25 protein-coding genes are annotated in these 26,044 nt (G+C 73.2%); 19 read left to right on the top strand and 6 right to left on the bottom strand.

Features of this window, described 5'->3' with window-relative positions:
- Positions 1-52: 52 nt before the first annotated feature.
- The gene (locus tag EES41_RS28050) at positions 53-1,495 is read right to left on the bottom strand and encodes a protein phosphatase 2C domain-containing protein (RefSeq protein WP_123080825.1); all 1,443 of its coding nucleotides are present in this window, start codon (positions 1,493-1,495) and stop codon (positions 53-55) included.
- 298 nt (positions 1,496-1,793) lie between these two features.
- Between EES41_RS28050 and EES41_RS28045 the strand changes: the two genes are divergently transcribed.
- From EES41_RS28045 to EES41_RS28035, 3 genes are all read left to right on the top strand, one after another.
- Complete coding sequence (locus tag EES41_RS28045; RefSeq protein WP_123080824.1) at positions 1,794-2,771, top strand: helix-turn-helix domain-containing protein; 978 nt, start codon at positions 1,794-1,796, stop codon at positions 2,769-2,771.
- 24 nt (positions 2,772-2,795) lie between these two features.
- A complete protein-coding gene (locus EES41_RS28040) occupies positions 2,796-3,278 on the top strand; it encodes a DUF456 domain-containing protein (RefSeq protein ID WP_123080823.1) in 483 nt (160 codons plus the stop codon).
- Positions 3,279-3,358: 80 nt separating this feature from the next.
- On the top strand, positions 3,359-3,739 hold the full coding sequence (locus EES41_RS28035) for a PPOX class F420-dependent oxidoreductase (protein ID WP_078899748.1): 381 nt from the start codon (positions 3,359-3,361) through the stop codon (positions 3,737-3,739).
- 79 nt (positions 3,740-3,818) lie between these two features.
- Here EES41_RS28035 and rsgA read toward each other — a convergent pair whose 3' ends face one another.
- Both rsgA and EES41_RS28025 read right to left on the bottom strand, forming a co-directional pair.
- On the bottom strand, positions 3,819-4,922 hold the full coding sequence (gene rsgA, locus EES41_RS28030; protein ID WP_123080822.1) for a ribosome small subunit-dependent GTPase A: 1,104 nt from the start codon (positions 4,920-4,922) through the stop codon (positions 3,819-3,821).
- Between the two features lie 305 nt (positions 4,923-5,227).
- Positions 5,228-6,343, bottom strand: a complete 1,116-nt coding sequence (locus tag EES41_RS28025) for a YihY/virulence factor BrkB family protein (protein ID WP_073775854.1) — start codon at positions 6,341-6,343, stop codon at positions 5,228-5,230.
- Positions 6,344-6,360: 17 nt separating this feature from the next.
- Here EES41_RS28025 and EES41_RS28020 point away from each other — a divergent pair, with 17 nt between their 5' ends.
- From EES41_RS28020 to EES41_RS27950, 15 genes are all read left to right on the top strand, one after another.
- Positions 6,361-8,004 carry an acyl-CoA dehydrogenase family protein gene (locus EES41_RS28020; protein ID WP_123080821.1) on the top strand — a complete coding sequence of 548 codons (1,644 nt, stop codon included), beginning with the start codon at positions 6,361-6,363 and terminating at the stop codon, positions 8,002-8,004.
- A 339-nt stretch (positions 8,005-8,343) separates the two neighbouring features.
- On the top strand, positions 8,344-9,606 hold the full coding sequence (locus tag EES41_RS28015; RefSeq protein WP_123082737.1) for a GAF domain-containing protein: 1,263 nt from the start codon (positions 8,344-8,346) through the stop codon (positions 9,604-9,606).
- Positions 9,607-9,611: 5 nt separating this feature from the next.
- Entirely contained in the window at positions 9,612-10,175 is a 564-nt protein-coding gene (locus tag EES41_RS28010; protein WP_123080820.1) for a GNAT family N-acetyltransferase, read from the top strand.
- A gap of 268 nt (positions 10,176-10,443) precedes the next feature.
- Positions 10,444-11,061: a hypothetical protein gene (locus tag EES41_RS28005; RefSeq protein ID WP_123080819.1), complete on the top strand. Its 618-nt coding sequence runs from the start codon at positions 10,444-10,446 to the stop codon at positions 11,059-11,061.
- A 138-nt stretch (positions 11,062-11,199) separates the two neighbouring features.
- Complete coding sequence (locus tag EES41_RS44255; RefSeq protein ID WP_322871838.1) at positions 11,200-11,283, top strand: putative leader peptide; 84 nt, start codon at positions 11,200-11,202, stop codon at positions 11,281-11,283.
- Positions 11,284-11,509: 226 nt separating this feature from the next.
- Positions 11,510-13,222 (top strand): nitrite/sulfite reductase, encoded by a 1,713-nt coding sequence (locus EES41_RS28000; RefSeq protein WP_123080818.1) that lies wholly within the window; start codon positions 11,510-11,512, stop codon positions 13,220-13,222.
- On the top strand, positions 13,219-13,398 hold the full coding sequence (locus EES41_RS27995) for a hypothetical protein (protein WP_008743582.1): 180 nt from the start codon (positions 13,219-13,221) through the stop codon (positions 13,396-13,398). The genes EES41_RS28000 and EES41_RS27995 overlap by 4 nt, the downstream gene beginning before the upstream one ends.
- Positions 13,395-14,096 carry a phosphoadenylyl-sulfate reductase gene (locus EES41_RS27990; RefSeq protein WP_123080817.1) on the top strand — a complete coding sequence of 234 codons (702 nt, stop codon included), beginning with the start codon at positions 13,395-13,397 and terminating at the stop codon, positions 14,094-14,096. Before EES41_RS27995 ends, EES41_RS27990 begins: the two co-directional genes overlap by 4 nt.
- Before the next feature lie 35 nt (positions 14,097-14,131).
- A complete protein-coding gene (cysC, locus tag EES41_RS27985) occupies positions 14,132-14,677 on the top strand; it encodes an adenylyl-sulfate kinase (RefSeq protein WP_123082736.1) in 546 nt (181 codons plus the stop codon).
- Positions 14,674-15,612 carry a sulfate adenylyltransferase subunit CysD gene (gene cysD, locus EES41_RS27980; protein WP_123080816.1) on the top strand — a complete coding sequence of 313 codons (939 nt, stop codon included), beginning with the start codon at positions 14,674-14,676 and terminating at the stop codon, positions 15,610-15,612. The genes cysC and cysD overlap by 4 nt, the downstream gene beginning before the upstream one ends.
- Before the next feature lie 2 nt (positions 15,613-15,614).
- On the top strand, positions 15,615-16,964 hold the full coding sequence (locus EES41_RS27975) for a sulfate adenylyltransferase subunit 1 (protein WP_123080815.1): 1,350 nt from the start codon (positions 15,615-15,617) through the stop codon (positions 16,962-16,964).
- Positions 16,965-17,176: 212 nt separating this feature from the next.
- On the top strand, positions 17,177-18,307 hold the full coding sequence (locus EES41_RS27965) for an ABC transporter substrate-binding protein (protein ID WP_123080813.1): 1,131 nt from the start codon (positions 17,177-17,179) through the stop codon (positions 18,305-18,307).
- A gap of 34 nt (positions 18,308-18,341) precedes the next feature.
- Positions 18,342-19,136: an ABC transporter ATP-binding protein gene (locus EES41_RS27960; RefSeq protein WP_037795176.1), complete on the top strand. Its 795-nt coding sequence runs from the start codon at positions 18,342-18,344 to the stop codon at positions 19,134-19,136.
- Positions 19,123-20,028, top strand: coding sequence for an ABC transporter permease (locus EES41_RS27955; protein WP_123080812.1), 906 nt, complete (start codon positions 19,123-19,125; stop codon positions 20,026-20,028). The genes EES41_RS27960 and EES41_RS27955 overlap by 14 nt, the downstream gene beginning before the upstream one ends.
- Entirely contained in the window at positions 20,028-20,789 is a 762-nt protein-coding gene (locus EES41_RS27950; RefSeq protein WP_174261847.1) for a sirohydrochlorin chelatase, read from the top strand. The genes EES41_RS27955 and EES41_RS27950 overlap by 1 nt, the downstream gene beginning before the upstream one ends.
- A gap of 214 nt (positions 20,790-21,003) precedes the next feature.
- Here the strand turns inward: EES41_RS27950 and EES41_RS27945 are convergent, their stop codons facing one another.
- On the bottom strand, positions 21,004-22,005 hold the full coding sequence (locus EES41_RS27945; RefSeq protein WP_123080811.1) for a ketopantoate reductase family protein: 1,002 nt from the start codon (positions 22,003-22,005) through the stop codon (positions 21,004-21,006).
- A 252-nt stretch (positions 22,006-22,257) separates the two neighbouring features.
- On the opposite strand from EES41_RS27945, the gene EES41_RS27940 reads away from it, so the two are divergent.
- Entirely contained in the window at positions 22,258-24,150 is a 1,893-nt protein-coding gene (locus tag EES41_RS27940; protein WP_123080810.1) for a DNA/RNA non-specific endonuclease, read from the top strand.
- Between the two features lie 63 nt (positions 24,151-24,213).
- Here the strand turns inward: EES41_RS27940 and EES41_RS27935 are convergent, their stop codons facing one another.
- Together EES41_RS27935 and mgt are read right to left on the bottom strand one after the other, a co-directional pair.
- Positions 24,214-24,768 carry a DUF1697 domain-containing protein gene (locus tag EES41_RS27935; RefSeq protein ID WP_123080809.1) on the bottom strand — a complete coding sequence of 185 codons (555 nt, stop codon included), beginning with the start codon at positions 24,766-24,768 and terminating at the stop codon, positions 24,214-24,216.
- Positions 24,765-25,997 (bottom strand): macrolide-inactivating glycosyltransferase, encoded by a 1,233-nt coding sequence (gene mgt, locus EES41_RS27930; RefSeq protein WP_123080808.1) that lies wholly within the window; start codon positions 25,995-25,997, stop codon positions 24,765-24,767. Before mgt ends, EES41_RS27935 begins: the two co-directional genes overlap by 4 nt.
- Between the last annotated feature and the right edge of the window lie 47 nt (positions 25,998-26,044).

The raw sequence follows: 26,044 nt of genomic DNA, 5'->3' as shown, positions 1-26,044 counted from the left end.
TTCCGGTGCGGCTGTGCCGGGTGCGCCTTCCATCCACGCACGTTCCGCCCGGCTACGCCTCCCAGACGGCGGCGGCCGTCCGGTCGTCGGCGTAGCCCTTGAGGCGGAGCTGGGTGTCCGCGAGGAACGCCGCCAGGCCCGGCGGCTCCGGCTCGGCCCAGCGGGCGGCGAGCGCCGCCGGAAGCAGGGCCTCCTCCCGCATCGGGTCCGCGAGGCCGCCGGAACACAGCAGCAGGGTGTCACCCGGACGGGCCACGGAGGCGCGGAAGCGGAAGCCCCCGTCGGCCGGGTCCTCGGCGGCGGGCTCCCGGGCGTCGGGCCCGGGCTCCAGGTCCTGCCACTGCCCGGCGCGGAGCCGGAACAGTCCGCCCGCGCCCGTGCCGAAGCAGACCCGGGTCTTGCACTCCGGATCCACCGGGAGCAGCAGCCCCCGCAGTCCGGCCGTGTAGTCCTCCTCGGCGAGGCCCAGCTCGGCGGCGCGGGCCCGCAGCCGGCCGTACCCGCGGTCGGTGAGCCGCTGGAGCCCCGAGCGCAGGGCGTCGCGGCGGCCGGAGCGGATGTCCGCCGCGAGGCGCTCCTGGCTGCGGCCGATGGCGGAGGCCACCCGGTGGCACACCTCGGCGGCGGCCTCCCGGGCCCCGGGGGCGGCCCGGTCGCCGCCCGCGAGGGCCACGAGGACGAGGGCGTCGTCGCCGGTACCGAAGCGGGCGGTGAGCAGGAAGTCCCGGCGGGCCTCGCCCCGGTAGCGGGCGGAGTCCCCGCGTACGGAGGCGGCGCGCAGGGTGTACGTGCCGTGGCGGGCCCCCTCCAGGACGGTGTCGGGGATCTGCCGGTCGAGATCGGCGGGGTCGGCGACGGGCAGCGAACCCGGCTCGGCGGCGTAGGTCGGGGCGCGGTCGCCGAGGTGGCGCAGCTCGGGCCGCCGCCCGTCGGGAGCGGACTCCGGGGCGGGGGCGGCGGGCGGGGCCTGCGGCTCCTCGGCCTGCTCCGGCCGCGGCTCCTGGTGCGGCTCCGGCTCCCGTTCCGCGGCCGGCGGATCCTGCGCGCGGGACGTCCCCCACCGTGACGCCGGCGGCTCGGGCGGCTCGGGCGGCACCGTCACGTCCCCGAGCGCGTACCCGGTCGGCCCGGCCCGCCGCGGGTCACTCGGCGGGGCCGGTACGGCGGACCCCTCACCGCCGCGCTGATCCGCGCCGGCCGCCGGACCCCGGTCGGGGCCCGCCCCCGGGTCGGCCGGGCGGCGGGTGGGCGGGATCTTCGGGTCCGGGGCCGTCAGGTCCGGGAGGGTCGGGTCCGGGGCGGCCGGAGCCGGGGCCGACTGGCGCTGCCCCGGGAGCGGGACCGGTTCCGGGGGACGGGCGGGCGGCGGGTCGGTCACGACCACCGCCGCCGAGCGGAACCGGTGGTCCAGGGTGTCCCCGGGATCAGGCTCCGGTCCCGCCTCGGGGTCCTCGTACAGCTTCTGCCACCAGTCCTGCGCGCCCTGCTGACTCATGACCCCATTCTCGGCCCGAAGGGCCTTCGAAAAACGCCGAATACCCGAAAGGGGTCCACCGGGCCGCCGCCGTGCGCGATATCGGGCGCATCGCTCGCCCCGGGTGAATTCGGGCCAACTCCTGTGTTGCACGGCCATGTCCCCGCGTAAGTGGCTTCTGACCTGCGGTGGTTGGTGCTGCGGTGGCGTCACCTTGGCAGAGTGGCGGTGGGTGCGGCGATGATGTCCGGGGCGGGTTCGCGCCGTGGCCGCTTCCCGCCAGGCGCCGTGCGGAAATGGGGTGGGCGGGTTGCTGGGGTTGCTGGGTGCGATAGGTCTGGACGAGGGCCAGGAGTCGGCGTACCGGGCGCTGGTGGCGTTGGGCGCGGCGGAGGTCCCGGACCTCGCGCACCGGCTGACCCTGCCGGCGGCGCAGACCGAGCGGGCGCTGCGGCACCTGGAGCGGCAGGGTCTGGCGGCGCGGTCCTCGGCCCGGCCGGGGCGGTGGGTGGCGGCCCCGCCGGGGGTGGCGCTGGCAGCGCTGCTGACCCGGCAGCGGCACGAGCTGGAGCAGGCGGAGCTGGCGGCCGCGCTGCTGGCCCGGGAGTACCGGGTGGAGGCCGCCGAGGCGGCGGTGCACGACCTGGTGGAGGTGGTGACGGGCGCGAGCGCGGTGGCGCACCGCTTCCACCAGCTCCAGCTGGGCGCGGCGCAGGAGGTGTGCGCGCTGGTCGGCGGCCGGTCCCGGGCGGTGACGGGGAGGGAGAGCGAGGCGGAGGAACGGGCCTCCGTGCGCGGTGTCGAGTACCGGGTGGTGATCGAGCGGGAGGTGCTGACCCTGCCGGCCGGAATCCGCGAGGCCTCGACGGCGCTGGCGCGGGGCGAGCGGATCCGGGTGGCGGGCGAGGTGCCGACGAAGCTGGTGATCGCGGACCGCAGCCTGGCCATGGTCCCGCTGACGGCGCGCGGGGCGGAGCCGGCGGCGCTGGTGGTGCACGCGTCGGGGCTGCTGGACTCGCTGACGGGGCTGTTCGAGGCGGTGTGGCGGGAGTCGCTGCCGCTGCGGCTGGGCTCCGCCGGGGCGCCGGAGGAGTCGGACGGCGGCCCGGACGCCACGGACCTGGAGGTCCTGTCGCTCCTCCTGGCGGGGATGACGGACGCGAGCGTGGCGAAACACCTGGAGCTGGGCCTGCGGACGGTGCAGCGGCGGGTGAAGGGGCTGATGGAGCTGGCGGGGGTCACGACGCGGCTCCAGCTGGGCTGGTACGCGTACGACCGGGGCTGGGTGGCCCGATAGGCGCCGGTCGGTCACGCTGAGCAGATGGATCTGCCTCAGCTGCTCCTGGTGGGGCTGGTGCTGGCGCTCGGCGTGGTGGGTGTGCTGGTACCGGGCGTGCCGGGGACGTGGCTGGTGTGGGCGGGGCTGCTGTGGTGGGCGTTGCACGAGCGGTCGTCGCCTGCGTGGACGCTGCTGGTCTCGGCGACGGCGCTGCTGCTGGTGGTCCAGGTGGTGAAGTGGCTGCTGCCGCCGCGACGGCTGCGGGGGGTGGGGGTGACCACCCGGATGGCGGTGTACGCGGGCGCGGGCGCGCTGGTGGGTTTCGTGGTGCTCCCGGTGGTGGGCGCGGTACCGGGGTTCGTGGGCGGCATCTACCTGTGCGAACGCCTGCGCCTGGGCACCTCCGGCGAGGCCCGGGCCTCGGTCCGCGCGGTGATGCGGGCGGTCGGCACGAGCGTCCTGGTGGAACTGTTCGCGTGCCTCCTGGTCGTGGCGGCCTGGCTGGGCGCCGTCCTGACCGGCTGACGGCGTAGTGCCGGGGGCCGAGGGCCGGCTCGGCCGAAGGTCCGATGCGGGGGGCCCGCGCCGCTGCGAGGGTGGGGCGTATGACGGAGTTCAAGGGTTTCAGCGAGGCAGAGCTGGCGTACCTCACGTCGCAGCACCTGGGGCGGCTGGCGACGGTGGACGCGGCCGGGCAACCGCAGGCGAACCCGGTGGGGTTCTTCCCGCAGGAGGACGGGACGGTCCTCGTCGGCGGGCTGGCGATGGGCACGACGAAGAAGTGGCGCAACCTGCGGGGGAACCCGCGGCTGGCGCTGGTGGTGGACGACCTGGTGAGCACCCGGCCGTGGCGGGTCAGGGGCATCGAGATCCGCGGTCGCGCCACGCTGGAGGTCGGCCCGCACGCGCTGGGCCCGCACTTCAGCCCGGAGGTCATCCGGATCCACCCGGAAAAGGTCTTCGCCTGGGGCCTGGACGAAGCCTGACGGCTCCCGCCGCGTGACCCGACACCGCCCGGCCCCGCTGGGCGCGGGACCGGGCGGGGTGCTCGGGGCGCCCCGGGGGTCAGGCTCGGCCGGTGCGCTTGGCCGCGTGGTTGGCGCGGCCTACCGCTGCCTTCAGGCGCCAGTCGCGGCGGATCTCGGAGCGGAGGCGGGCGTCCGTCTTGGCGACGATCCGCTGGTTCTCCCGCATCAGCTTGCGGTAGCTCTCCAGGCGGCGTTCCGGCAGTTCCCCGGACCCGACCGCCGCCAGCACCGCGCAGCCCGGCTCCGCCTCGTGGGCGCAGTCGTGGAAGCGGCACCGCGCCGCGTACTCCTCGATCTCCGAGAAGACCTGGCCGACGCCGGACTCGGCGTCCCAGAGGCCGACGCCGCGCAGCCCCGGGGTGTCGATCAGGACGCCGCCGCCGGGCAGGGCGAGCAGGTTGCGGGTGGTCGTCGTGTGCCGGCCCTTGCCGTCCACGTCGCGGGTGGCCCGCACCTCCATGACGTCCGCGCCGAGCAGCGCGTTCGCCAGGGTGGACTTGCCCGCGCCGGAGATGCCGAGGAGCACGCTCGTACCGCCGGCGACGACCGCCGCCAGGACGTCCGTCCCCTCCCCGGTGTGGGAGGAGACGGTGAGGACGTCGACGCCGGGGGCGGTGGTCTCCACGTCCTGGACCAGGTGCGCGAGCGTCACCGGGTCCGGTACGAGGTCCGCCTTGGTCAGGACGACCAGCGGCTGCGCGCCCGACTCCCAGGCGAGCGCCAGGAAGCGCTCGATGCGGCCGAGGTCCAGCTCGACGGCCAGGGAGACCGCGATGATCGCGTGGTCGACGTTGGCGGCGAGGATCTGCCCCTCGGACCGCTGCGAGGACGTGGAGCGCACGAACGCGGTCCGGCGCGGCAGGTACGTCTTCACGTACCGGGGGTTGCCGGCCGCCTCGACAGCGGCCCAGTCACCGGTGCAGATGACGCGCAGCGGGTCGTGCGGGGTGACGAAGGCGGTGTCGGCGCGAACGATGCCGTCCGCGGTCATGACGTCGCACTGGCCGCGGTCCACCCGCACCACGCGACCGGGAACCAGGCCCTGTTCGGCGTGGGGGGCGAACTCGGCCTCCCACGCCGCGTCCCAGCCCAGGAGGGTCAGGGAGGAGAGAGGAGAGGAGAGCGGAGAAGAGAGAGACAAGGGGAACCCTTCACAGGGTGGCCCCGGCAGCGCGCGCTCGGCGGCGCGCGAAGAGGTGTGAGGTCAGCCGGAGACCACGGAAGTGACATTGATGGTCTTCTGAGTGCGGGCAACAGCGCCCTGCGCGACGACAGTCATCAACGAGCTCACCTCCGAGTCATACGACGGTTCCGCGCCGCTCGGCGGGAACGGCCCCACCGTAACAACCGCCCCTGACCCCACGCGAATTCTTTTTTCCGTCCGCTGTCCGATTCGTTCAAGACCGGCGGCCCGGTCCTCGTACACACGGCCGGGCTACGGCGGGTTCAGTGCTTGCGCAGGCGCGAGGTGTAGTCCTCCGGAGGGAGGAACTTCGACCACCGCTCGGGGAACTCCGAGGGCATCCCGGCGTCCTCGTCGTCCTCGGACTCCCCCTCGGCGAGGGCCCGCCAGGCGGCGGCGCGGGCCACCAGCTGGGCGGCCTCCGCCTCCCGGACCCGCTCGTTCGCCTCGCGCGCGGCGGCCGTGGCCAGCGAGGGCCAGACCCGGTCGATCGCGGCGTTGACGGCGGCGCCGACGAGCACGGCGAAGGCCGAGATGCCGATCCACAGCAGCACGGCGACCGGCGCGGCCAGCGATCCGTAGATCGTCGGCCCTTCCACGGTGTTGGTGAGGTAGATGCGCAGCAGGAACGAGCCCAGCACCCACATGGCGAGCGCGACCAGCGCGCCCGGGACGTCCTCGATCCACGGCGAACGCACGGGCACGGACACGTGGTAGAGCGTGGTCAGGAAGGCGATGGACAGCAGGGTGACGGTCGGCCAGTACAGCACCGCGATCACCTCGGTGCTCCAGGGCACCAGCCGCACCACCGCGTCCGGCCCGGCCACCATCAGCGGCAGCACGATCGCCCCGATGACCAGAGCGATCACGTACAGCAGGAAGGACAGCAGCCGGGTCTTGACGATCCCGCGCTGCCCGTCGAGCCCGTACATGACGGTGATGGTGTCGATGAAGACGTTGACGGCGCGCGAGCCGGACCACAGGGCGAAGGCGAATCCGAGGGAGATCAGGTCGGGGCGGCCGCGGCTGGTGACGTCGTCCAGCATCGGTTTCGCGATGTCGTTGACGCCCCGGTCGGAGAGCACGGTGCCGACCGCGCCCAGGATGTTCTCCTCGATGCTGGCCACGAAGGTGCCACCGGTCCAGCCGTCCACGTACCCGAGCAGACCGAGGAGGCCGAGGAACAGCGGCGGCAGCGACAGCAGCGTGAAGAACGCCGCCTCGGCCGCCAGCCCGAGGATCCGGTATTCGATGCACGAATTGACGGTGTCTTTCAGCAGCAGCCAGGCCATTTTGCGCTTGGATACGTTGCGGTAGAGGGCGCGTGCCCGGTGGAGCCGCCCTGGGATCCGCTCGGGTGTTTCTTTTGCTGGCTGCACGTCCTTACGGTATCCGCATGGCAGCCACCACCCACACAGTCGGCAACCAGGCTCCGCCCCTGGTGGCGTACGACGTCTTCGGCGGCGACCGGGTCCTCACCGAGGCCCTGGAGAGGCACCTGTCCGACGCGCCCCCCGGACTCCTCGAAGAGGTGCGGGACGACCTCACCGTCCTCGGGCGCGCCGCGGGTTCGGCGCAGGCCCAGGAATGGGCCCGGCAGGCGAACGAGAACCCGCCGAGACTGGTCACCCACGACCGCTACGGCAACCGGATCGACGAGGTGGACTTCCACCCGGCCTGGCACCGGCTCCTCGGCAAGGCCGTCGGCGCGGGCCTCACCAACGCGTGGGGGCGCCCCGCCGGGCATCTGCGCCGCGCGGCGGGGTTCTTCGTCTGGTCCCAGGCCGAGGCGGGGCACGGCTGCCCGGTCTCGATGACGCACGCGGCGGTGCCGGCGCTGCGGGTGGATCCGGAGCTGGCCTCCGTCTGGGAGCCGCTGCTGACCTCTCCCCTGTACGAGCGGGAGCTGCGGCCGCCGGCCGCGAAGGCCGGCGTGCTGTTCGGCATGGGGATGACGGAGAAGCAGGGCGGCAGCGACGTCCGGGCGAACACGACGACGGCGACGGCGCTGGACGCCGCCGGGGAGTACCTGCTGACCGGGCACAAGTGGTTCTGTTCGGCGCCGATGTGCGACGGGTTCCTGGTGCTGGCGCAGGCCCCGGGCGGGCTGACCTGCTTCCTGGTGCCGCGGGTGCTGCCGGACGGCTCCCGCAACGCGTTCGCGCTCCAGCGGCTGAAGGACAAGCTGGGCAACCGGTCGAACGCGTCGGCGGAGGTGGAGTTCGACCGGACCTGGGCGCGCCGGGTGGGTGAGGAGGGCCGGGGGGTGAGGACCATCATCGAGATGGTCGCGGCGACCCGGCTGGACTGTGCCATCGGATCGGCCGCGCAGATGCGGCAGGCGCTGACGCAGGCCGTCCACCACGCGGAGCACCGCTCTGCTTTCGGAGCACGGCTCATCGAGCAGCCGCTGATGCGCAACGTGCTGGCCGACCTCGCGCTGGAGTCGGAGGCGGCGACGGTGCTGACGCTGCGGCTCGCGGCGGCCTACGACGCGGATACGGACCAGGAGCGGGCCTTCCTGCGCATCGCGGTGCCCGCCGCGAAGTACTGGGTGACCAAACGGTGTACGCCGATGGTCGCCGAGGCCCTGGAGTGTCTGGGCGGGAACGGCTACGTCGAGGAGTCGGGGATGCCCAGACTCCTGCGGGAGTCCCCGCTGAACTCGATCTGGGAGGGCTCGGGCAACGTACAGGCGCTGGACGTCCTGCGGGCGCTCCAGCGCGAGCCGCTGGCCCTGAACGCGTTCCTCCAGGAGGTCGGGCTGGCGCGGGGGGCGGACCACCGGCTGGATTCGGCCATCAAGGACCTGCTGACGGATCTCGCCGACCTGGAGGGGATTCAGGCCAGGGCCCGCCGGGTGGTGGAGCGCATCGCCCTCGTGCTCCAGGGATCGCTGCTGGTCCGCTGGGCGCCGCCGGAGGTCGCGGACGCGTTCTGCGCGTCCCGGCTGGGCCACGACTGGGGTTCGGCGTTCGGGACGCTGCCGCACAGCCTGGACCTGGGTGCGGTGGTGGAACGGGCGCGGATCGCGGGCTGACGCGCACGGAGCGCGGGCTGACGGGCGCGGATCGCGGGCCGAGGAGTGGTCCCCAAACCGCTCCGGCCGGGATCCGGGCCCGTTCACCGGGGATCGGGGGCGGCGCCGCGCCGACTCGGCACCACCCCTGATCCGCCCGGCCCCGAGGAAGGAGCCGTCACGCCGCTCACGACGTCCGGACAGTGTCGGTCGGGTGGGCGGGGGCCCGCGAGAGTTGCGTACCGTTGCAACCCTTCGAGTCGGGACCCCCGCCGCGCGGGCCGGGGGAGCGTTTCACACGGGGAGGCTCCGGTGGGCGACACCGCGGTCAGCGGGATCGACGTGGCGCGCATCTCGGCCATGGACGCTCGGGAAGCCGCGCGTCTGCTCAAGGGGGTGCGGGCCGCCGCGCTGGCCGGGAACCGCCCCCCGGCAGCGCCGCGCCCGGAGATCGCGGAATCCTGGCGCCGGATGCTGGCCGGCGGGGTGCATCCGGACCGGGACGCGCGCTCGCGGATGCTGTCCGCCGCCGAGACGGAGGAGCGGCGACGGGTCTCGCCGCTGCGGGAGGTACTGCCGGTGCTGCGCGAGGGGCTGCTGCCCGCGCTGGACGGGGCGCTGCACATCATGGTCGTCGCCGACGCGGACGGGCGGCTGCTGTGGCGGGAGGGGCACGCCTCGATCCTGCGCAAGGCGGACCGGCTCGGTTTCGGGGTGGGCGCCGACTGGAACGAGGCGGTGGTCGGCACCAACGGGGTGGGGACCGCCCTGGTGGCGCGGCGGCCGGTGCAGGTGTTCTCGGCGGAGCACTTCGTCTCCAGCCACCACGACTGGACCTGCGCGGGGGCCCCGTTGCGGGATCCGCGCGACGGCCGGCTGCTGGGGGTGGTGGACGTCAGCGGGCCGCTGGCCACGATGCACCCGGCGACGCTGGCGTGGGTGAGCTCGGTGGCCCGGCTCGCGGAGCGGGAGCTGCGGGTGCGGCACCTGGAGTCGCTGGAGCGGCTGCGGGCGGTGGCGGCCCCGCTGCTGGCCCGGCTGCCGGGGCGGGCCCTGGTGGTGGACGGGCTCGGCTGGACGGCGGCGGTGACGGGGCTGGCGCCGCAGGAGCGCTACCCGCTGCCGAAGCGGTTCGGCCCGGGCCGGGCGTGGGTGCCGCAGCTCGGGGACTGCGGGGTGGAGGCGCTGCCCGGCGGCTGGCTGCTGCGGGTCGCGGAGTCCCGTACGGACGCGCCGGCGGGCCGCGTCGTCCTGGACTTCAGCCGGCCCCGGTCCTGGGCGGTGACGGTGTACGGGGCCGCGGGCAGCTGGTCGCAGGAGCTGAGCCCGCGCCACGCGGAGCTGCTGTTCCTGCTGGCGGAGGCCCCGCGCGGGCGCTCGGCGGCGGAACTGGCGGCGGAGCTGTTCGGGGACCCCACCCGTACGGTGACGGTCCGGGCGGAGCTGTCCCGGGTCCGGCGCCACCTCGCCGGGGTGCTGACCCACCGCCCGTACCGCTTCGCGGAGGACGTGGAGGTGGAGGTGATCCGCCCACGGGATCCGGCCGGGCTGCTGCCGCACTCCACGGCACCGGCGGTGATCAGGGCCCGCCTGGGCCGGGCCGGACCGGACGTGATTCCCTGACCTGCATGAGCGCCATCACCCTGACCACCTGGTCCCTGGAAATGACCTCCGCGCGGGGCCTGGTCCCGGCCGCCGTGCCGGGGCCGGAGATCCACATCGCCCGGGCCGAGGTCCCCTCGCCCGAGTTCAGCCGCTTCCTGTACGCCTCGGTGGGCGGGGACATCCACTGGACGGACCGGCTGGCGCTGACCCGCGCGCAGTGGGTGGAGACGCTGGGGCGGCCGGGCGTGGAGACGTGGGTCGCCTACGACCGAGGCACCCCGGCGGGCTACGTGGAGCTCGACCCGCAGCCGGACGGCGTGGTGGAGATCATGTACTTCGGCCTCCTCCCCGACTTCCGCGGCCGCCGCATCGGGGGCCACCTGCTGACGGCGGGGGTCGCCCGGGCGTGGGACCTGGCGTCCCGCTGGCCGGAGCTGGAGCCGACCCGCCGGGTCTGGCTCCACACGTGCAGCCAGGACGGTCCGACGGCGATGGACAACTACCTGCGGCGCGGCTTCAAGGTCTTCCGGACGGAGACGGAGCAGAAGGAGGACGCCCCGACCCCGGGCCCCTGGCCGGGGGCGTGAGGCGGCGCGCACGGCCGGCCGCGCCGACGGCCGGTGGTGCGCGTGCGGCCGGTGGTGCGCGTGCGGCGTGGCTGCGGGACGGGGCGGGCCCGGAGTCCGCATGCTGGACGTCCGTCGAGCGAGGCGAGGCGTATGAGCACCACACCCCCCACAGGCCCGGCCGGCACCCCTGACCCGGGCGGCCGGGGCGATCCGGGGCGATCCGGGCGGCCGGGGCGATCCGCCCGGCGGCCCGGCGCCCGGGACCCCGGACTCCTCCTCCCGCCGCGTGACCCGGTGGCTGTCGAGCTCGTACCGCTGGCAGGGCCTCCTCGCGGCCCTGGTGGCGGCCGTCGCGGGCATCGTGGTGGCCTTCATCTCGCGGGACCCGCAGCCGCAGCAGACCGAGCCGCGTCCCCCCACCCCGACCGACGTGCGCTCCGGGGCCGTGGTGGTCACGCGGTCCACCCGGCAGGACACCGATCCCGCCTCCCCTCCCTCCGGAATCGCCGTGACCTTCGAGGGGACGTTCAGCGGGCTGGCCCGGGACTCCCGGCTGTTCGCGATGGTCCTGCGGGGCAAGGACCGGGCGGACTGGCCGGTGGCCCTGGCCGAGCTGGACTGGCCGCACGGCACGTGGCGGGCGGTCGTGCGGGTGGCGGAGCCGAAGCTTCCGCTCGAATACACGACCGGGGTGATCCCGGGGGTCGACCAGACCCGTCCGCCCGCCCTCGCGTCGGGAGCTCCCGAGGACTCCCACCCGCCGGACGACGTACTGGAGCGGCTGCGCAGGGACGGCCCCCAGGCCGAGGGGATCACCGGCTCGCCGCCGTTCCGCCCGGTCGGCCCGGGGAGCGGAACCGCCTCCGCGCCCGCCTCCGCCGCCCCGCAACGCCGCACCGGGTAGCGTGAACGGGCCCCGGGCGGCCGGATTGTGCCGCTTCACCACGTGACCCCCGTCACGCTGTCCCGCGATACGAGACGAGTACGTCCGCATCATGGACAGTAGTGGACTCCTCCAATCGGCACATGACACGCTTCCGCCATGACTGGAGCTGGAATTGCCTTGGTGAGTCGGCGGCACGTCGACCTCGGCCGCATGTCCAGCGCCATCTGTCCGGCGAGCTGACGGAACCAGCCACCGCCGCACATCCGCCGTCGTCCCCGCTGCCGCGGACGCGCCGGTCTCCGAAGTACCCGCAAGTCCCCCGAAGGCCGAAGACCGCCCTGAACACCGGAAACACCGGCATCGGGTGGCGATCCGCCGCACCTGCTCAGCGGCAGGACCACTCACGGGGGCACTCGCCGCCGCTCCCCCCGCCCCGCCCCGAGCCGCCGAAGAAGGACGTACCGCCATGGCCGCCACCCCCGAATCGCCCGCAGCAGCCGCGCCCGCAGCCGCTGCCGCGCGCCGCAAGACCGGCCGTCACCGCGGTGAGGGTCAGTGGGCCGTCGGACACCACACCCCCCTCAACGGCAACGAGCAGTTCAAGAGGGACGACGACGGTCTCAACGTGCGGACACGCATTGAGACGATCTACTCCAAGGCGGGCTTCGACTCGATCGACCCCAACGACCTGCGCGGCCGCATGCGCTGGTGGGGCCTCTACACCCAGCGCAAGCCCGGGATCGACGGCGGCAAGACCGCGATCCTGGAGCCGGAGGAGCTGGACGACAAGTACTTCATGCTGCGCGTCCGCATCGACGGCGGCCGGCTGACCACCGAGCAGCTGCGCGTCATCGGCGAGATCTCCGAGGAGTTCGCGCGCGGCACGGCGGACCTCACCGACCGCCAGAACGTGCAGTACCACTGGATCCGGATCGAGGACGTCCCCGAGATCTGGCGCCGCCTGGAGGCCGTCGGCCTGTCCACGACCGAGGCCTGCGGTGACACGCCCCGCGTCATCCTCGGCTCGCCGGTCGCCGGCATCGCCCAGGACGAGATCATCGACGGCACTCCCGCCATCGACGAGATCTACCGCCGCATCGTCGGCAACAAGGACTTCTCCAACCTGCCCCGCAAGTTCAAGTCCGCGGTCTCCGGCTCGCCGCTGCTCGACGTGGCGCACGAGATCAACGACATCGCCTTCGTCGGCGTGGAGCACCCCGAGCACGGCCCCGGCTTCGACGTCTGGGTCGGCGGCGGCCTCTCCACCAACCCCAAGCTCGGCGTGCGCCTGGGCACTTGGGTCTCGCTCGACGAGGTCCCGGACGTCTACGAGGGCGTCATCTCGATCTTCCGCGACTACGGCTACCGCCGGCTGCGCAACCGCGCCCGCCTGAAGTTCCTCGTCGCCGACTGGGGCCCGGCCAAGTTCCGCCGGGTCCTGGAGGACGAGTACCTGAAGCGGAAGCTGACCGACGGCCCCGCGCCCGCGCAGCCCTCCGGCCAGTGGCGCGACCACGTCGGCGTCCACCAGCAGCAGGACGGCCGCTTCTACGTTGGCTTCGCACCCCGCGTCGGCCGCGTCGACGGCGCCACCCTCACCAAGATCGCGGACGTGGCCGCCCAGCACGGCTCCGGCCGGCTGCGCACCACCGCCGAGCAGAAGATGATCGTCCTCGACATCGAGGCCGACCGGGTCGACTCCGTCGTCGCGGCCCTGGAGGCGCTGGACCTCCGGGTCAAGCCGTCCCCGTTCCGCCGCGGCACGATGGCCTGCACCGGCATCGAGTTCTGCAAGCTGGCGATCGTCGAGACGAAGGCGCGCGGCGCCTCGCTGATCGACGAGCTGGAGCGCCGCCTGCCGGAGTTCGCCGAGCCGCTCACCATCAACATCAACGGCTGCCCGAACGCCTGCGCCCGCATCCAGGTGGCGGACATCGGTCTCAAGGGGCAGCTGGTCCTGGACGACGACGGCAACCAGGTGGAGGGCTACCAGGTCCACCTGGGCGGCGCCCTCGGCCTGGAGGCCGGTTTCGGCCGCAAGGTCCGCGGCCTCAAGGTCACCTCGGCCGGTCTGCCCGACTACGTCGAGCGGGTCGTCACGCGCTTCCAGGAGCAGCGCGAGGACGGCGAGCGCTTCGCCGCGTGGGTGACCCGTGCGAAGGACGAGGACCTGTCGTGAGCGAGCGCGCGGCCCCGTTCTACTGCCCGTACTGCGGCGACGAGGACCTGTTCCCGAACGAGACGGGTCACGGCGCCTGGGAGTGCCGGGCCTGCAACCGGGCCTTCCAGCTGAAGTACCTCGGGCTGCTGTCCCGGGGCGTTCGGCCCACCGCCGCCGGAGGGGAAGAGATATGACGACGGTTCAGGAGGCCCGGGGGCTGAGGGAACTGGCCGAGCGGGCGGGCCGGGACCTGGAGGACGCCTCCGCGCCGGAGATCCTCACCTGGGCGGCCGAGACCTTCGGCAAGGAGTTCTGCGTGACCTCCTCGATGGAGGACGCGGTGGTCGCCCACCTGGCGTCCCGGGTCTTCCCGGGCGTGGACGTGGTGTTCCTCGACACCGGCTACCACTTCGAGGAGACCATCGGCACCCGGGACGCGGTCGAGGCCGTGATGGACGTCAACGTCATCACCCTCACCCCGCGCCTGAGCGTCGCCGAGCAGGACGCCGAGTACGGCCCGAGGCTGCACGACCGCGACCCCGACCTGTGCTGCGCGCTGCGCAAGGTCAAGCCCCTCGAAGAGGGCCTGGCCGGGTACCGGGCGTGGGCGACGGGCCTGCGCCGCGACGAGTCCCCGACCCGGGCGAACACCCCGGTGGTCGGCTGGGACGAGAAGCGCCGGAAGGTCAAGGTCTCGCCGATCGCCCGCTGGACCCAGGACGACGTGGACGCGTACGTCGCCGAGCACGGCGTGCTCACCAACCCGCTGCTGATGGACGGGTACGCCTCCGTCGGCTGCGCTCCCTGCACCCGCCGCGTGGCGCGGGGCGAGGACGCCCGGGCGGGCCGCTGGGCCGGGCTGGGCAAGACCGAGTGCGGACTGCACGGCTGATGACCAACCACACGGAACCGACGGAGAAGAAGCAGATGAGCGTGAGCGACCAGGGCGCCACCGTGTGGCTGACCGGGCTGCCGAGCGCGGGCAAGACCACCATCGCCTACGCTCTGGCCGAGCGGCTGCGCGACGAGGGCCACCGCGTGGAGGTCCTCGACGGTGACGAGATCCGCGAGTTCCTCTCCGCCGGGCTGGGCTTCAGCCGGGAGGACCGGCACACCAACGTGCAGCGGATCGGTTTCGTCGCCGAACTCCTCGCGAGCAACGGGGTCAAGGCGCTGGTGCCGGTGATCGCGCCGTTCGCGGACAGCCGCGAGGCCGTCCGGGGGCGGCACGCCGCCGTGGGCACCGCGTACCTGGAGGTCCACGTGGCCACCCCGGTCGAGGTGTGCTCGGAGCGCGATGTGAAGGGCCTGTACGCGAAGCAGGCGGCCGGCGAGATCTCCGGTCTGACCGGCGTCGACGACCCGTACGAGGCTCCGGGCTCCCCGGACCTGCGGATCGAGTCGCACACGCAGACCGTGCGGGAGTCGGCTTCGGCCCTGCACGCGCTGCTCACCGAGAGGGGCCTGGCATGACCGCCACCGTCGCACACGTCCACGAGGGGACGGACGCGCCGTACGCGCTGTCGCACCTCGACGCCCTCGAATCGGAGGCCGTGCACATCTTCCGCGAGGTGGCGGGCGAGTTCGAGAAGCCGGTGATCCTGTTCTCGGGCGGCAAGGACTCCATCGTCATGCTGCACCTGGCGCTGAAGGCGTTCGCGCCGGCTCCGGTGCCGTTCGCGCTGCTGCACGTCGACACCGGGCACAACTTCCCCGAGGTCCTCGACTACCGCGACCGGGCCGTCGCGAAGCACGGCCTGCGTCTGCACGTGGCCTCCGTCCAGGAGTACATCGACGCCGGAAAGCTCCGCGAGCGTCCGGACGGCGTCCGCAACCCGCTGCAGACCGTCCCGCTCACCGAGGCGATCCAGGAACTGAAGTTCGACGCCGTCTTCGGCGGCGGCCGCCGCGACGAGGAGAAGGCCCGCGCCAAGGAGCGCGTCTTCTCCCTGCGCGACGAGTTCTCCCAGTGGGACCCGCGCCGCCAGCGCCCCGAGCTGTGGCAGCTCTACAACGGCCGCCACGCGCCCGGCGAGCACGTACGCGTCTTCCCGCTCTCCAACTGGACCGAGCTGGACGTGTGGCAGTACATCGCCCGCGAGGGCATCGAACTGCCGGAGATCTACTTCGCCCACGAGCGCGAGGTCTTCCAGCGCAGCGGCATGTGGCTGACGGCCGGCGAGTGGGGCGGCCCGAAGGAGGGCGAGGCGACCCAGACGCGTCTCATCCGCTACCGCACCGTCGGTGACATGTCCTGCACCGGCGCCGTCGACTCCGACGCCACCACGCTGGACGCCGTGATCACCGAGATCGCCGCCTCCCGGCTCACCGAGCGGGGCGCGACCCGCGCCGACGACAAGATGTCCGAGGCCGCGATGGAAGACCGCAAGCGCGAGGGGTACTTCTAGCCATGACATCCACCACCGATCAGGTCGCCGGCTTCGTCGACCCTTCAGTGACCACACTGCTGCGCTTCGCGACCGCCGGTTCCGTCGACGACGGCAAGTCCACCCTGGTGGGGCGCCTGCTGCACGACTCCAAGTCGGTCCTGACCGACCAGCTGGAGGCCGTCGAGGCCGTCTCCGCCCAGCGCGGCCAGGACGCCCCCGACCTCGCGCTGCTGACCGACGGCCTGCGGGCCGAGCGGGAGCAGGGCATCACCATCGACGTCGCGTACCGCTACTTCGCCACCGCGCGCCGCCGGTTCATCCTCGCGGACACCCCGGGGCACGTGCAGTACACCCGGAACATGGTCACCGGCGCCTCCACCGCCGATCTGGCCGTGGTGCTGGTCGACGCCCGCAACGGCGTGATCGAGCAGACCCGCCGGCACGCGGCGGTCGCCGCCCTGCTGCGGGTGCCGCACGTGGTCCTGGCCGTCAACAAGATGGACCTGGTGGGCTACGAGGAGAAGGTCTTCGCGGCGATCGCCGAGGAGTTCACGGCGTACGCCTCGGACCTGGGCGTCCCCGAGATCACCGCGATCCCGATCTCGGCGCTGGCCGGGGACAACGTGGTGGAGCCCTCCGCGCACATGGACTGGTACGGCGGCCCGACCGTGCTGGAGCACCTGGAGACCGTCCCGGTCAGCCACGACCTGACGGCCTGCCCGGCGCGTTTCCCGGTGCAGTACGTGATCCGCCCGCAGACCGCCGAGCACCCCGACTACCGCGGCTACGCGGGCCAGATCGCCTCCGGCGTGCTGCGCGTCGGCGAGGCCGTGACCGTGCTGCCCTCGGGCCGTACCTCGGTGATCGAGGGGATCGACGCACTCGGCGAGGGCGTCGACATCGCCTGGGCCCCGCAGTCGGTGACGCTGCGTCTGGCGGACGACATCGACATCTCGCGCGGTGACCTGATCGCGCCGTCCTCGAACCCGCCGGCCACCACGCAGGACGTCGTCGCGACGGTCTGCCACGTGGCGGACCAGCCGCTGGCCGTCGGCGCCCGGGTGCTGCTCAAGCACACGACGCGCACGGTCAAGGCGATCGTCAAGGAGATCCCCTCGCGGCTGACCCTCGACGACCTGTCCCAGCACCCGGAACCGGGACAGCTGGTGGCCAACGACATCGGCCGCGTGGTCGTCCGTACCGCCGAACCGCTGGCGCTCGACGCGTACGCCGACTCGCGCCGCACCGGGTCCTTCCTGCTGATCGACCCGGCCGACGGCACCACCCTGGCGGCGGGCATGGCGGGCGAGTCCTTCGCCTCCCAGGCCCGCACGACCGTCCAGGCCGACGAAGAAGGGTGGGACTTCTGACCCATGCCCGCCGACATCTACTCCACCTTCGCGAAGGAGGGCGGCCGCGTGGGCAGCGGCTGCCTCGGCAGCGGCCAGGGCGGGGTTGCCCGATGTGCGCTCTGACGTACGCGCACCGCATGCGCGCCCTCACCCTCCACGAGCCGTACCCACCCCCGCTCCACAGACGAAGACGTGTGTCGTGAGACCACGCCCCGAGAGGAAGTCCTCCCGTGCCTGCCATCCGTCCCACCCGTAACACCCTCCGCCGCAGCGTGGTCGCCGCGGCCGCCCTGCCCCTGCTGATCGGCGCGCTCGCCTCTTGCGGCTACGGTTCCGACGCCGAGAAGAAGGACGACGCGAAGGCGTCCGCCGCCCCGGCCGCCGACGGCAAGAAGCTCTCCGCCACCGAGGTCCGGATCGGGTACTTCCCGAACCTGACGCACGCGACGGCCCTGGTCGGCCTCCAGGAGGGCCTGATCGAGAAGGAACTGGCCGGCACCAAGATCAAGCCGCAGTCCTTCAACGCCGGCCCGTCCGAGATCGAGGCCCTCAACGGCGGCTCTCTCGACATCGGCTTCATCGGCCCCTCGCCGTCGATCAACGGCTACGTGAAGTCCAAGGGTTCCAACCTGCGCATCATCTCCGGCTCCGCCTCGGGCGGCGTCAAGCTGGTCGTGAACCCGGACAAGATCAAGACCCTGGACGACCTCAAGGGCAAGAAGATCGCCACCCCGCAGAAGGGGAACACGCAGGACGTCGCCTTCCTCAACTGGATCTCCGAGAAGGGCTGGTCGGTCGACCCGGAGTCCGGCAAGGGTGACGTCTCCGTCGTCCGTACGGACAACAAGGTCACCCCGGACGCCTTCAAGCAGGGTTCGATCGACGGCGCCTGGGTGCCGGAGCCCACGGCCTCCAAGCTCGTCTCCGAGGGCGGTTCCGTCCTCCTCGACGAGACCGACCTGTGGCCCGACAAGAAGTTCGTGATCACGAACGTCATCGTGTCGCAGAAGTTCCTGAAGGAGCACCCGGACGTGGTCGAGGCCGTGCTGACGGGCACGGTGAAGACCAACGAGTGGATCAACGCCAACCCGGACAAGGCGAAGGCCTCCGCCAACGCCAAGCTGGCGGCCGACAGCGGCAAGCCCCTCGACGCCAAGATCATCGACCCGGCGTGGAAGTCCATCCTCGTCACCGACGACCCGCTGGCCACCACGCTGAAGACCGAGTCCGAGTGGGCGGTCAAGGCCAAGCTCATCGCACAGCCCGAACTGGACGGCATCTACGACCTGAAGCTCCTCAACAAGGTGCTCAAGGCCGCGGGCAAGCCCGAGGTCTCCGACGCCGGGCTCGGCGCCAAGTAATCCCGCAACCCCGCAGACCCAGGAGGTGACGACCATGGCCACCACGCTTGCCAAGGCTGCCGAGGGCTCCGTCGCGGAGCGCACGCACGCCGCCCGCATCGGGCACGTCTCGAAGTCCTTCTCCGGCCCGGCCGGATCGCAGCTCGTCCTGGACGACATCAGCCTCGATGTCGCTCCCGGCGAGTTCGTCACCATCCTGGGCGCCTCGGGGTGTGGGAAGTCCACGCTGCTGAACCTGGTCGCGGGTCTGGACAAGCCGTCCGCGGGGTCCGTCGAGACCCCCGGCGGCCGTCCGGCGCTGATGTTCCAGGAGCACGCCCTGTTCCCGTGGCTCACCGCGGGCAAGAACATCGAACTCGCCCTGCGGCTGCGCGGGGTGGCCAAGGCCGACCGCAAGCCGGAGGCCGAGCGGCTGCTGGAGCTGGTCCGGCTCGGCGGCGCGTACGGCAAGCGCGTGCACGAGCTGTCCGGCGGCATGCGCCAGCGCGTGGCCCTGGCCCGGGCACTCGCCCAGGACAGCCGGCTCCTGCTGATGGACGAGCCGTTCGCGGCCCTCGACGCCATCACCCGGGACGTCCTGCACGGGGAACTCACCCGGATCTGGGCGGAGACGGGGCTGTCCGTCCTGTTCGTCACGCACAACGTGCGCGAGGCCGTGCGCCTCGCGCAGCGCGTGGTCCTGCTCTCCTCACGGCCCGGCCGCGTCGCGAAGGAGTGGACCGTGGACATCCCGCAGCCGCGCCGCATCGAGGACGCGGACGTCGCGGAGCTTTCCCTTGAGATCACCGAACACCTGCGTGGGGAGATCCGCCGCCATGGCCAGCACTGACACCACCACGAAGGCCGGGGCCGTCGAGACCACGCGCGACGACCTGGCGGGCCTGGAGGCGGGCCTCGACGCGCTCGACGCGGTCCAGACCCACCGCACCCCGGTCCGCGAGGTCCTCGTCAAGAAGGTCCTCCCGCCGTTCCTCGCCGTCGGCCTGGTGCTGCTGGTGTGGCAGGTCCTCGTCGCGGCGAAGGTCACCGACGAGACGAAGCTGCCCGCCCTGACCGCGGTCTGGGACAGCCTCGCCGACATGTGGCTGGCGGGCACCCTGCTGGAGGTCATCTGGACCAGCGTCTCGCGCGGTCTGCTCGGCTTCCTGCTCGCCCTGGCCATCGGCACGCCGCTCGGACTGCTCGTCGCCCGGGTGAAGTTCGTCCGCGCCGCCATCGGCCCGATCCTCCAGGGCCTGCAATCGCTCCCCTCGGTCGCCTGGGTGCCGCCGGCGGTGCTCTGGTTCGGCCTCAACGACGCCATGATGTACACGGTGATCCTGCTCGGCGCGGTGCCGTCGATCGCCAACGGCCTCGTCTCCGGCATCGACCAGGTGCCCCCGCTGTTCCTGCGGGCCGGCCGCACCCTGGGCGCCACCGGGCTGCGCGGCGCCCGGCACGTGGTGATGCCCGCCGCGCTGCCCGGGTACCTGGCCGGCCTGAAGCAGGGCTGGGCCTTCTCCTGGCGCTCCCTGATGGCGGCGGAGATCATCGCGTCCTCGCCGGACCTGGGACTGGGCTTGGGCCAGCTGCTGGAGAACGGCCGCAACAACATCGACCTGCCGGGCGTGTTCCTCGCGATCATCCTGATCCTGGTCGTCGGCATCGCGATCGACCTGCTGATCTTCAGCCCGGTCGAGCGGTGGGTGCTGCGCAGCCGCGGCCTGCTGGTGAAGAGCTGATCCGGGTGTCCCCCGCACTGCTGGTCATCGCCCACGGCAGCCGCGACCCGCGGCACGCGGCGACCGTGCACGCCCTCACCCGGCGGGTGCGGGCGCTGCGGCCCGGACTGCGCGTGGAGACGGCGTACTTGGACTTCAACGCCCCGCGCGTGGACCGGGTGCTGGCCGCCCTGTACGCCGACGGGGTCCGCGAGGTCGTCGCCCAGCCGCTGCTGCTGACCCGGGCCTTCCACGCGAAGGCCGACGTCCCGGCGGCGCTGTCCGAGGCGACCGTCCGGCTCCCGGGCCTCGCGGTGCGGGTGGCGGAGGTCCTCGGGCCGTCCCCGCTGCTCGTCTCGGCCCTGGAGCGCCGGCTGTCCGAAGCCGGCCTCGGCCCGTCGGACCGCGCCACCACCGGTGTGGTGCTCGCGTCCGCCGGTTCCACCGACCCGGAGGCGATCGCGGTGATCGCTGAAATCGCGCGGGAGTGGCGGCACACCGGTTGGTGCGCCGTGCGGCCCGCGTTCGCCTCCGCCGCCCTTCCCCGTACGGAGGAAGCCGTACGGGCGCTGCGCGCCCAGGGGGTCCGCCGGATCGCCGTGGCCCCGTACGTCATCGCCCCGGGGCGGCTGCCGGACCGTATCGCGGACGGCGCGGCGGCCGGCGGCGCGGACGTCGTGGCCGATGTCCTGGGCGCGGCCCCGGAGCTGGCCCGGCTGCTGCTGCGCCGCTTCGACGCGGCCGCAGCCGCCCGGGCGCACGCCCCGGCCCTGACGGCCTGACACCCGGGGCCACCGCCCGTTCGTACGGGGGCCGACCACGCCCCGGCCGGCTCCAGGCGGGGCCGACTCCAGGCGGGGTCCGGCTGCGCGCGGCGTCGGCTACGCGCAGGGGCCGGCTCCACGCGGGGGCCGGCTCCACGCGGAGTTCGGCTGCGCGCCGGGGCCCCGTCGCGGCGTCGGCTCCCCGCGGGGGCCGGCCCCGCGACGGGGCCGGCTACGCGCGGGCGGCGGCCTCGTCGGCCAGGGCCGTCAGGTCCGTGACCGACATCGCGCCCGGCGGGAGGCCCTCGCGGGCGAAGATGTTCGCCGCGTGGCGCAGCGTGTCGTTCACCGGGGTCGCCACCCCGTGCAGCCGGCCCAGCAGGGCGATCTCACCGTTGAGGTAGTCCGCCTCGATCGAGCCCGTGCCCCGCCGCAGCGACTGCCAGGACGAGCCGCCCCGGACCCCGGCGGGCTGCTCGACCTTGCCGTCGCGCGCGGCGGCCGCTTCCGCCTCCGAGACGTACCCGATGCCGGCGGCGTCGAAGGCGGCCTTCGCCTCGCGGACCGCGCGGAGCAGCAGCGTGCCCTTCGCCGGGTCCGGTTCCGGGCCGGTCGTCGCCTGGATCGCGTTGCCGAGGTTGCCCAGCAGCTTCGCGTACTTCCACCGCATCACGTCCTCGACGACCGGCGCCTCGAACCCGGCCCCCTCCAGGTCGGCGGCGATCCGCCGGGCGGTCGCGTCGCTGCCGCCGGCGGCCCGGCCCAGGTGCAGGATCCCCGTCAGCGGAGCGCACAGCGCCGAGACCACGCCCGGTTCCAGGAACGTGGACGGCAGCCAGACGCACACCCCGTACACCCGCGCGAAGCGCCGCAGGGCGAGCCGTTCGCTCTCCACCCCGTTCTGCGCGCACAGCACCGGCAGCCGCTGCGCGGCGGTGCCGCCGCCCGCGACCTCCGTGTCGCCCCACGCGTCGAGCGCGGCGATCGCGTCCTGGGTCTTCACGGCCAGCAGCAGCACGTCGTCCGGGCGCAGTTCGCCCAGCTCGGCCGGGGCGGTGACGACCGGCAGCCGGTGCACCCGTTCCCCGGACACCGTCGTGAGCCGCAGCCCGTCCGCGCGCAGGGCCTCCGCGTGAGCGCCGCGCGCGACGAGCACGACCTCCCGGCCCGATTCCGCGAGCCGCCCGCCGATGGTCGCGCCGATCGCTCCGGCGCCGATGATGATGTAACGCATGGCCTGAGCCTGGCACATCCGCGCCCCCGGGCCGCCGTCGGGTCATGGCGGATTGCGAGTTCGGCGGCCGGATGGTTCAGCCGTCCACCACTCCCGGCCCCGGAGGCAGCGGCGCGGGTTCGCTCGTAGGCTGGAAACACACGCACGGAGCGGGGAGCCCCAGCCTGCTCGCGTCGACGGGGCGACCGCGGGGGCGGCATCCACGGGCGGGCTTCTCACGCGAGAACCTCTTTTGCCCGAAGGGAGCCTTCGATGGCTGCCAAGAAGCGCAGTGCCGCCACATCCCCGGCCGCCACATCCCCGGCCGCCGCCTCCGCGGGCGGCCAGGACAAGCTCATGGACTCGCTCAAACAGTTCATCCGCGCCCAGGGGTCGGGCTATCTCGCCGACCCGAACGTCTCGTCGATCGGCATCGGCTACAAGGAGACGAAGGGCAAGCGCGGCAAGGAACTGGCCCTGCAGTTCACGGTCGACAAGAAGGTCCGGCCGGAGGGCGTGGACGCACTGATGAGCACCCCCATCCCCGCGCTCATCGACATAGGCGGCGGCGTGAAGGTGCCGACCGATGTGGTCCAGCGCAGCTACAAGCCGCATTTCCTGCTGGTCGCCGAGGCGGAGACGCCGGACCGGCAGAAGCGGGTGGACCCGGTCCGTCCCGGTGTCAGCGTCGGCAACGTCAAGGTGTCCGCCGGCACGATCGGCTGCGTCGTCTTCGACAAGAACGACGGTTCGAGCTGTCTGCTGAGCAACTGGCACGTCCTGAACGGCCGCAAGGGCGAGCTGGGCGACGACGTCGTACAGCCCGGCAAGGCCGACGACAGCCGCACCGCCCTGAACCGGCTGGGCACCCTGAAGCGTTCCCACCTCGGGCTGGCCGGGGACTGCGCCGTCTCCAGCATCACGGACCGCGAGTTCGACACGTCCGTCCTCGACCTCGGCGTCACGCCGACGCAGCTGGGCGAGCCGCAGATCGACGACAAGGTCGTCAAGAGCGGCCGTACGACGGGTGTCACGCACGGCGTGGTCAGCCGCCCCTTCGCCCGGGTCAGCATCGACTACGGGCCGCCGGTCGGAACGCGGGAGATCGAGTGCTTCGAGATAGGCCCGGATCCCAACAAGCCGGCGGACGACGGGGAGATCAGCGCGCCCGGCGACTCGGGGGCGGCGTGGCTGTTCAAGACGCGGGGCGGCAGGCCGAGCGAGGTGCTGGCCGGGCTGCACTTCGGCGGCGAGAGCGACGTCGACCCGGAGGAGCGGGCGCTGGCCTGCTTCCCCCGGGCGGTCTTCGAGGAGCTGAAGATCACCCTCCAGCCGCCGGCCCCCGAGTCGCTGGAGGCGGTGACCGGGTACGACCCGGGCTTCCTCGCGGTGCCGGTGGCGACCCCGCGGCTGAGCCCGTCGCTCAAGGCGGACGCGGTGCGGCTCGACGGGACGGAGGTCATCCCGTACACCCACTTCTCGCTGGCCCTGAGCGGGACGCGGCGGTTCGCGTTCTGGGTGGCCTGGAACATCGACGGCGGCGCCATCAAGAAGATCGACCGCAGCGGGATCGAGTTCAAGAAGGACCCGCGGCTGCCGGCGGACGCCCAGGTCGGCAACGAGATGTACAAGGGCAACCGGCTCGACCGGGGTCACATCGCGCGCCGCGCCGACCTGATCTGGGGCCCGCTGCCCGAGGCGGACCGGGCCAACACGGACTCGTTCTTCTACACCAACATCACTCCGCAGATGGACGACTTCAACCAGAGCGCGAAGGCCGGCATCTGGGGCGAGCTGGAGAACGCCCTCTTCGAGGAGGTCGAGGTCGAGGGCCTGCGGATCAGCGTGTTCGGCGGTCCGGTGTTCCACGAGGACGACCGGCTCTTCCGGGGTGCGCGGCTGCCGCGCGAGTTCTGGAAGGTGCTCGTCTACTCCGAGAAGGGCACCCTGAAGGCGAAGGCGTTCCTGCTGACCCAGAACCTGGTGCTGGCCGAGATCCTGGAGCTGGACGAGTTCCGGGTGTTCCAGGTGAAGGTGGGCGAGGTCCAGAAGCGGACGGGCCTGAAGTTCCCCGCGGCGCTGGTCCAGGCGGACACGCTGGTGGTGCCGGAGGCCGTGGAGGACCGGGCTCCGCTGGAGGGCCTGGCCGACATCAACTGGCGCTAGCCGGCGCGTCCGCCCGCCGCCCCGCCGGCCGCCGGCCCGCCGCCCCGTCAGCCCGTCAGCCCGTCAGCCCGTCAGTTCGATGAGCTTGACGACCGTGTTCCAGTTGCGGCTCGTCACGTCGATGCCCCTGACCACGGCGGGCCGGGCCAGGACCTCGCCCAGTTTGGAGCGGCCCAGGCCGTTCGGGGCGTAGAGGTAGACGACGCGGTCGCCGACCCGGTACTCCTCCGGGAGGTACGAGGGCCCGTCGATCCCCGCGAACCGCTCCGCCCCCGGCTGCTCGGAGAAGAAGGTGGCGTGGAGCTGCTTGCCCTCCAGCTCGGCCGCCGGGAAGGGACAGGCGTCGGCGACCGCGCGCAGGTAGGCGCCGTCCACGACGAGGCAGGGCACCGTGAACCCGAAGTGGGCCTCGATGGCGGCCTCCAGCTCCCGGGCGAGGGCCGTGGGGTCGGGGTCGGTCCGCGCCGTGCTGAAGACGGCGTTGCCGCTCTGCAGGTAGGTCTGGACGTCCCCGTGCCCGAGGCCCTCCAGGACCTGGCGCAGCTCGGCCATCGGGACCTTCCTGGCCCCGCCGACGTTGATGCCCCGCAGCAGCGCGGCGAATTTCTTGGTGGTCATGACCGAACGATAGGACGGACCACTGACGACGCCGCCAGTTCGGCCTCGATGAGGTCGGCGGCCCGGCGCGTACCGCCCTCGGCGGCCGTCTCCGCCCGGACGTCTTCGAGGCGGGCGGCCACGGCGGGATCGGCCACCAGGGCGAGGACGGCCTCCCGGAGGGTGGACGCGCGGGCCTCCTCCATCGGGACGTGCCGGGCGACGCCCAGGGCCTGGAGCGCGTCGGCGTTGCCGAACTGGTCCACGGCCTGCGGGACGGCGACCATCGGGGTGGCGGTGGCCAGGCCTTCCTGGCTGCCGCCGGCGCCGGCGTGGGTGATGAAGGCATCGGCCTGGCGCAGGACGTCCAGCTGCGGAACCCAGCGGTGGACCTCGACGTTGGCGGGGACCGACCCGAGGTCGGCCTCGTCGGTGAACGCGCCGATCTGGAGGACCACGTGCCAGTCGGGCAGGTCCCCGAAGGCCTCGGCGCAGGCGCGGTAGAAGGCGGGCTGCTTGGTGAAGGCGGAGCCTAGGGAGACCAGCAGCACCTTCTTCCCTTCGGCGGCGGCCGGGCGGTGCCAGGTGCCCTCGGCCGCGCGGTCGCCCTGGCAGGCGCCGACGAACGTGTACACGCAGGGGTCCACCCGGTCGGCGTGCGGCTGGAGGGCGCGCGGGATGAGGACGATGCCGCGGCGCGGCCGGCCGACGAACCGGTCGCTGTCCTCGGCGATGCCGTTCTCGTCGAGCCAGGCGCGGAAGCGGGCGTAGTACGCGCGGCCGCGCTCGCTGGCTCGGAGTCCGGCCGTCATCGGCGCGGCGACCTCCTCCTCGTAACCGGTCCAGGCGACGAGGTTCGGGGAGAGGGAGACGGCGGGGACGCCCCAGCGGTGGGCGAGGACGCGCGCCGGATAGGAGGTGACGTCGTGGAGGACCAGGTCCGGTTCGTCGCCCTCGAACGCGGCGGCGAGCCCGGGCAGTGCCTGGACGGCGTCGTTCAGGAAGGGCTCGATGTTGTCGATGAGCTCGGTGCCCCAGGCCTCCGGCTCCTCCTCGGTGGGGAGGGTGGAGTGCCAGATCACCGGGGTGGCCCCGGTCTCCGCGATCTTCTCGGCGAAGGAGGCGGGGATGGCGTAGCTGACGCGGTGGCCGCGGGCGACGAGTTCCCGGATCACCTCGATGCTCGGGTTCACGTGCCCGTGGGCGGCGATGGAGAACATGGCGATGTGCGCGGGCTTGGCTGAGGTCATGACTCCAAGCTAACGAGACGAGACGTCTCGTGCAATGCAATTCCGCG

Origin of the sequence: Streptomyces sp. ADI95-16 (genome assembly GCF_003721495.1) — a bacterium.
In the GTDB taxonomy this organism is placed as follows: Bacteria; Actinomycetota; Actinomycetes; order Streptomycetales; family Streptomycetaceae; genus Streptomyces; species Streptomyces goshikiensis.
The sequence above is the reverse complement of the archived record's forward strand: the minus strand, read 5'-3'. Positions and strand labels throughout refer to the sequence as shown.

Coding starts and splice junctions, on each gene's coding strand:
- EES41_RS28050 (WP_123080825.1), bottom strand. CDS start 1,495: ATGAGTCAGCAGGGCGCGCAGGACTGGTGGCAGAAGCTGTACGAGGAC.
- EES41_RS28040 (WP_123080823.1), top strand. CDS start 2,796: ATGGATCTGCCTCAGCTGCTCCTGGTGGGGCTGGTGCTGGCGCTCGGC.
- EES41_RS28035 (WP_078899748.1), top strand. CDS start 3,359: ATGACGGAGTTCAAGGGTTTCAGCGAGGCAGAGCTGGCGTACCTCACG.
- EES41_RS28020 (WP_123080821.1), top strand. CDS start 6,361: ATGGCAGCCACCACCCACACAGTCGGCAACCAGGCTCCGCCCCTGGTG.
- EES41_RS28015 (WP_123082737.1), top strand. CDS start 8,344: ATGGACGCTCGGGAAGCCGCGCGTCTGCTCAAGGGGGTGCGGGCCGCC.
- EES41_RS28010 (WP_123080820.1), top strand. CDS start 9,612: ATGAGCGCCATCACCCTGACCACCTGGTCCCTGGAAATGACCTCCGCG.
- EES41_RS44255 (WP_322871838.1), top strand. CDS start 11,200: ATGACTGGAGCTGGAATTGCCTTGGTGAGTCGGCGGCACGTCGACCTC.
- EES41_RS28000 (WP_123080818.1), top strand. CDS start 11,510: ATGGCCGCCACCCCCGAATCGCCCGCAGCAGCCGCGCCCGCAGCCGCT.
- EES41_RS27990 (WP_123080817.1), top strand. CDS start 13,395: ATGACGACGGTTCAGGAGGCCCGGGGGCTGAGGGAACTGGCCGAGCGG.
- cysC (WP_123082736.1), top strand. CDS start 14,132: ATGAGCGTGAGCGACCAGGGCGCCACCGTGTGGCTGACCGGGCTGCCG.
- cysD (WP_123080816.1), top strand. CDS start 14,674: ATGACCGCCACCGTCGCACACGTCCACGAGGGGACGGACGCGCCGTAC.
- EES41_RS27975 (WP_123080815.1), top strand. CDS start 15,615: ATGACATCCACCACCGATCAGGTCGCCGGCTTCGTCGACCCTTCAGTG.
- EES41_RS27960 (WP_037795176.1), top strand. CDS start 18,342: ATGGCCACCACGCTTGCCAAGGCTGCCGAGGGCTCCGTCGCGGAGCGC.
- EES41_RS27955 (WP_123080812.1), top strand. CDS start 19,123: ATGGCCAGCACTGACACCACCACGAAGGCCGGGGCCGTCGAGACCACG.
- EES41_RS27945 (WP_123080811.1), bottom strand. CDS start 22,005: ATGCGTTACATCATCATCGGCGCCGGAGCGATCGGCGCGACCATCGGC.
- EES41_RS27940 (WP_123080810.1), top strand. CDS start 22,258: ATGGCTGCCAAGAAGCGCAGTGCCGCCACATCCCCGGCCGCCACATCC.
- EES41_RS27935 (WP_123080809.1), bottom strand. CDS start 24,768: ATGACCACCAAGAAATTCGCCGCGCTGCTGCGGGGCATCAACGTCGGC.
- mgt (WP_123080808.1), bottom strand. CDS start 25,997: ATGACCTCAGCCAAGCCCGCGCACATCGCCATGTTCTCCATCGCCGCC.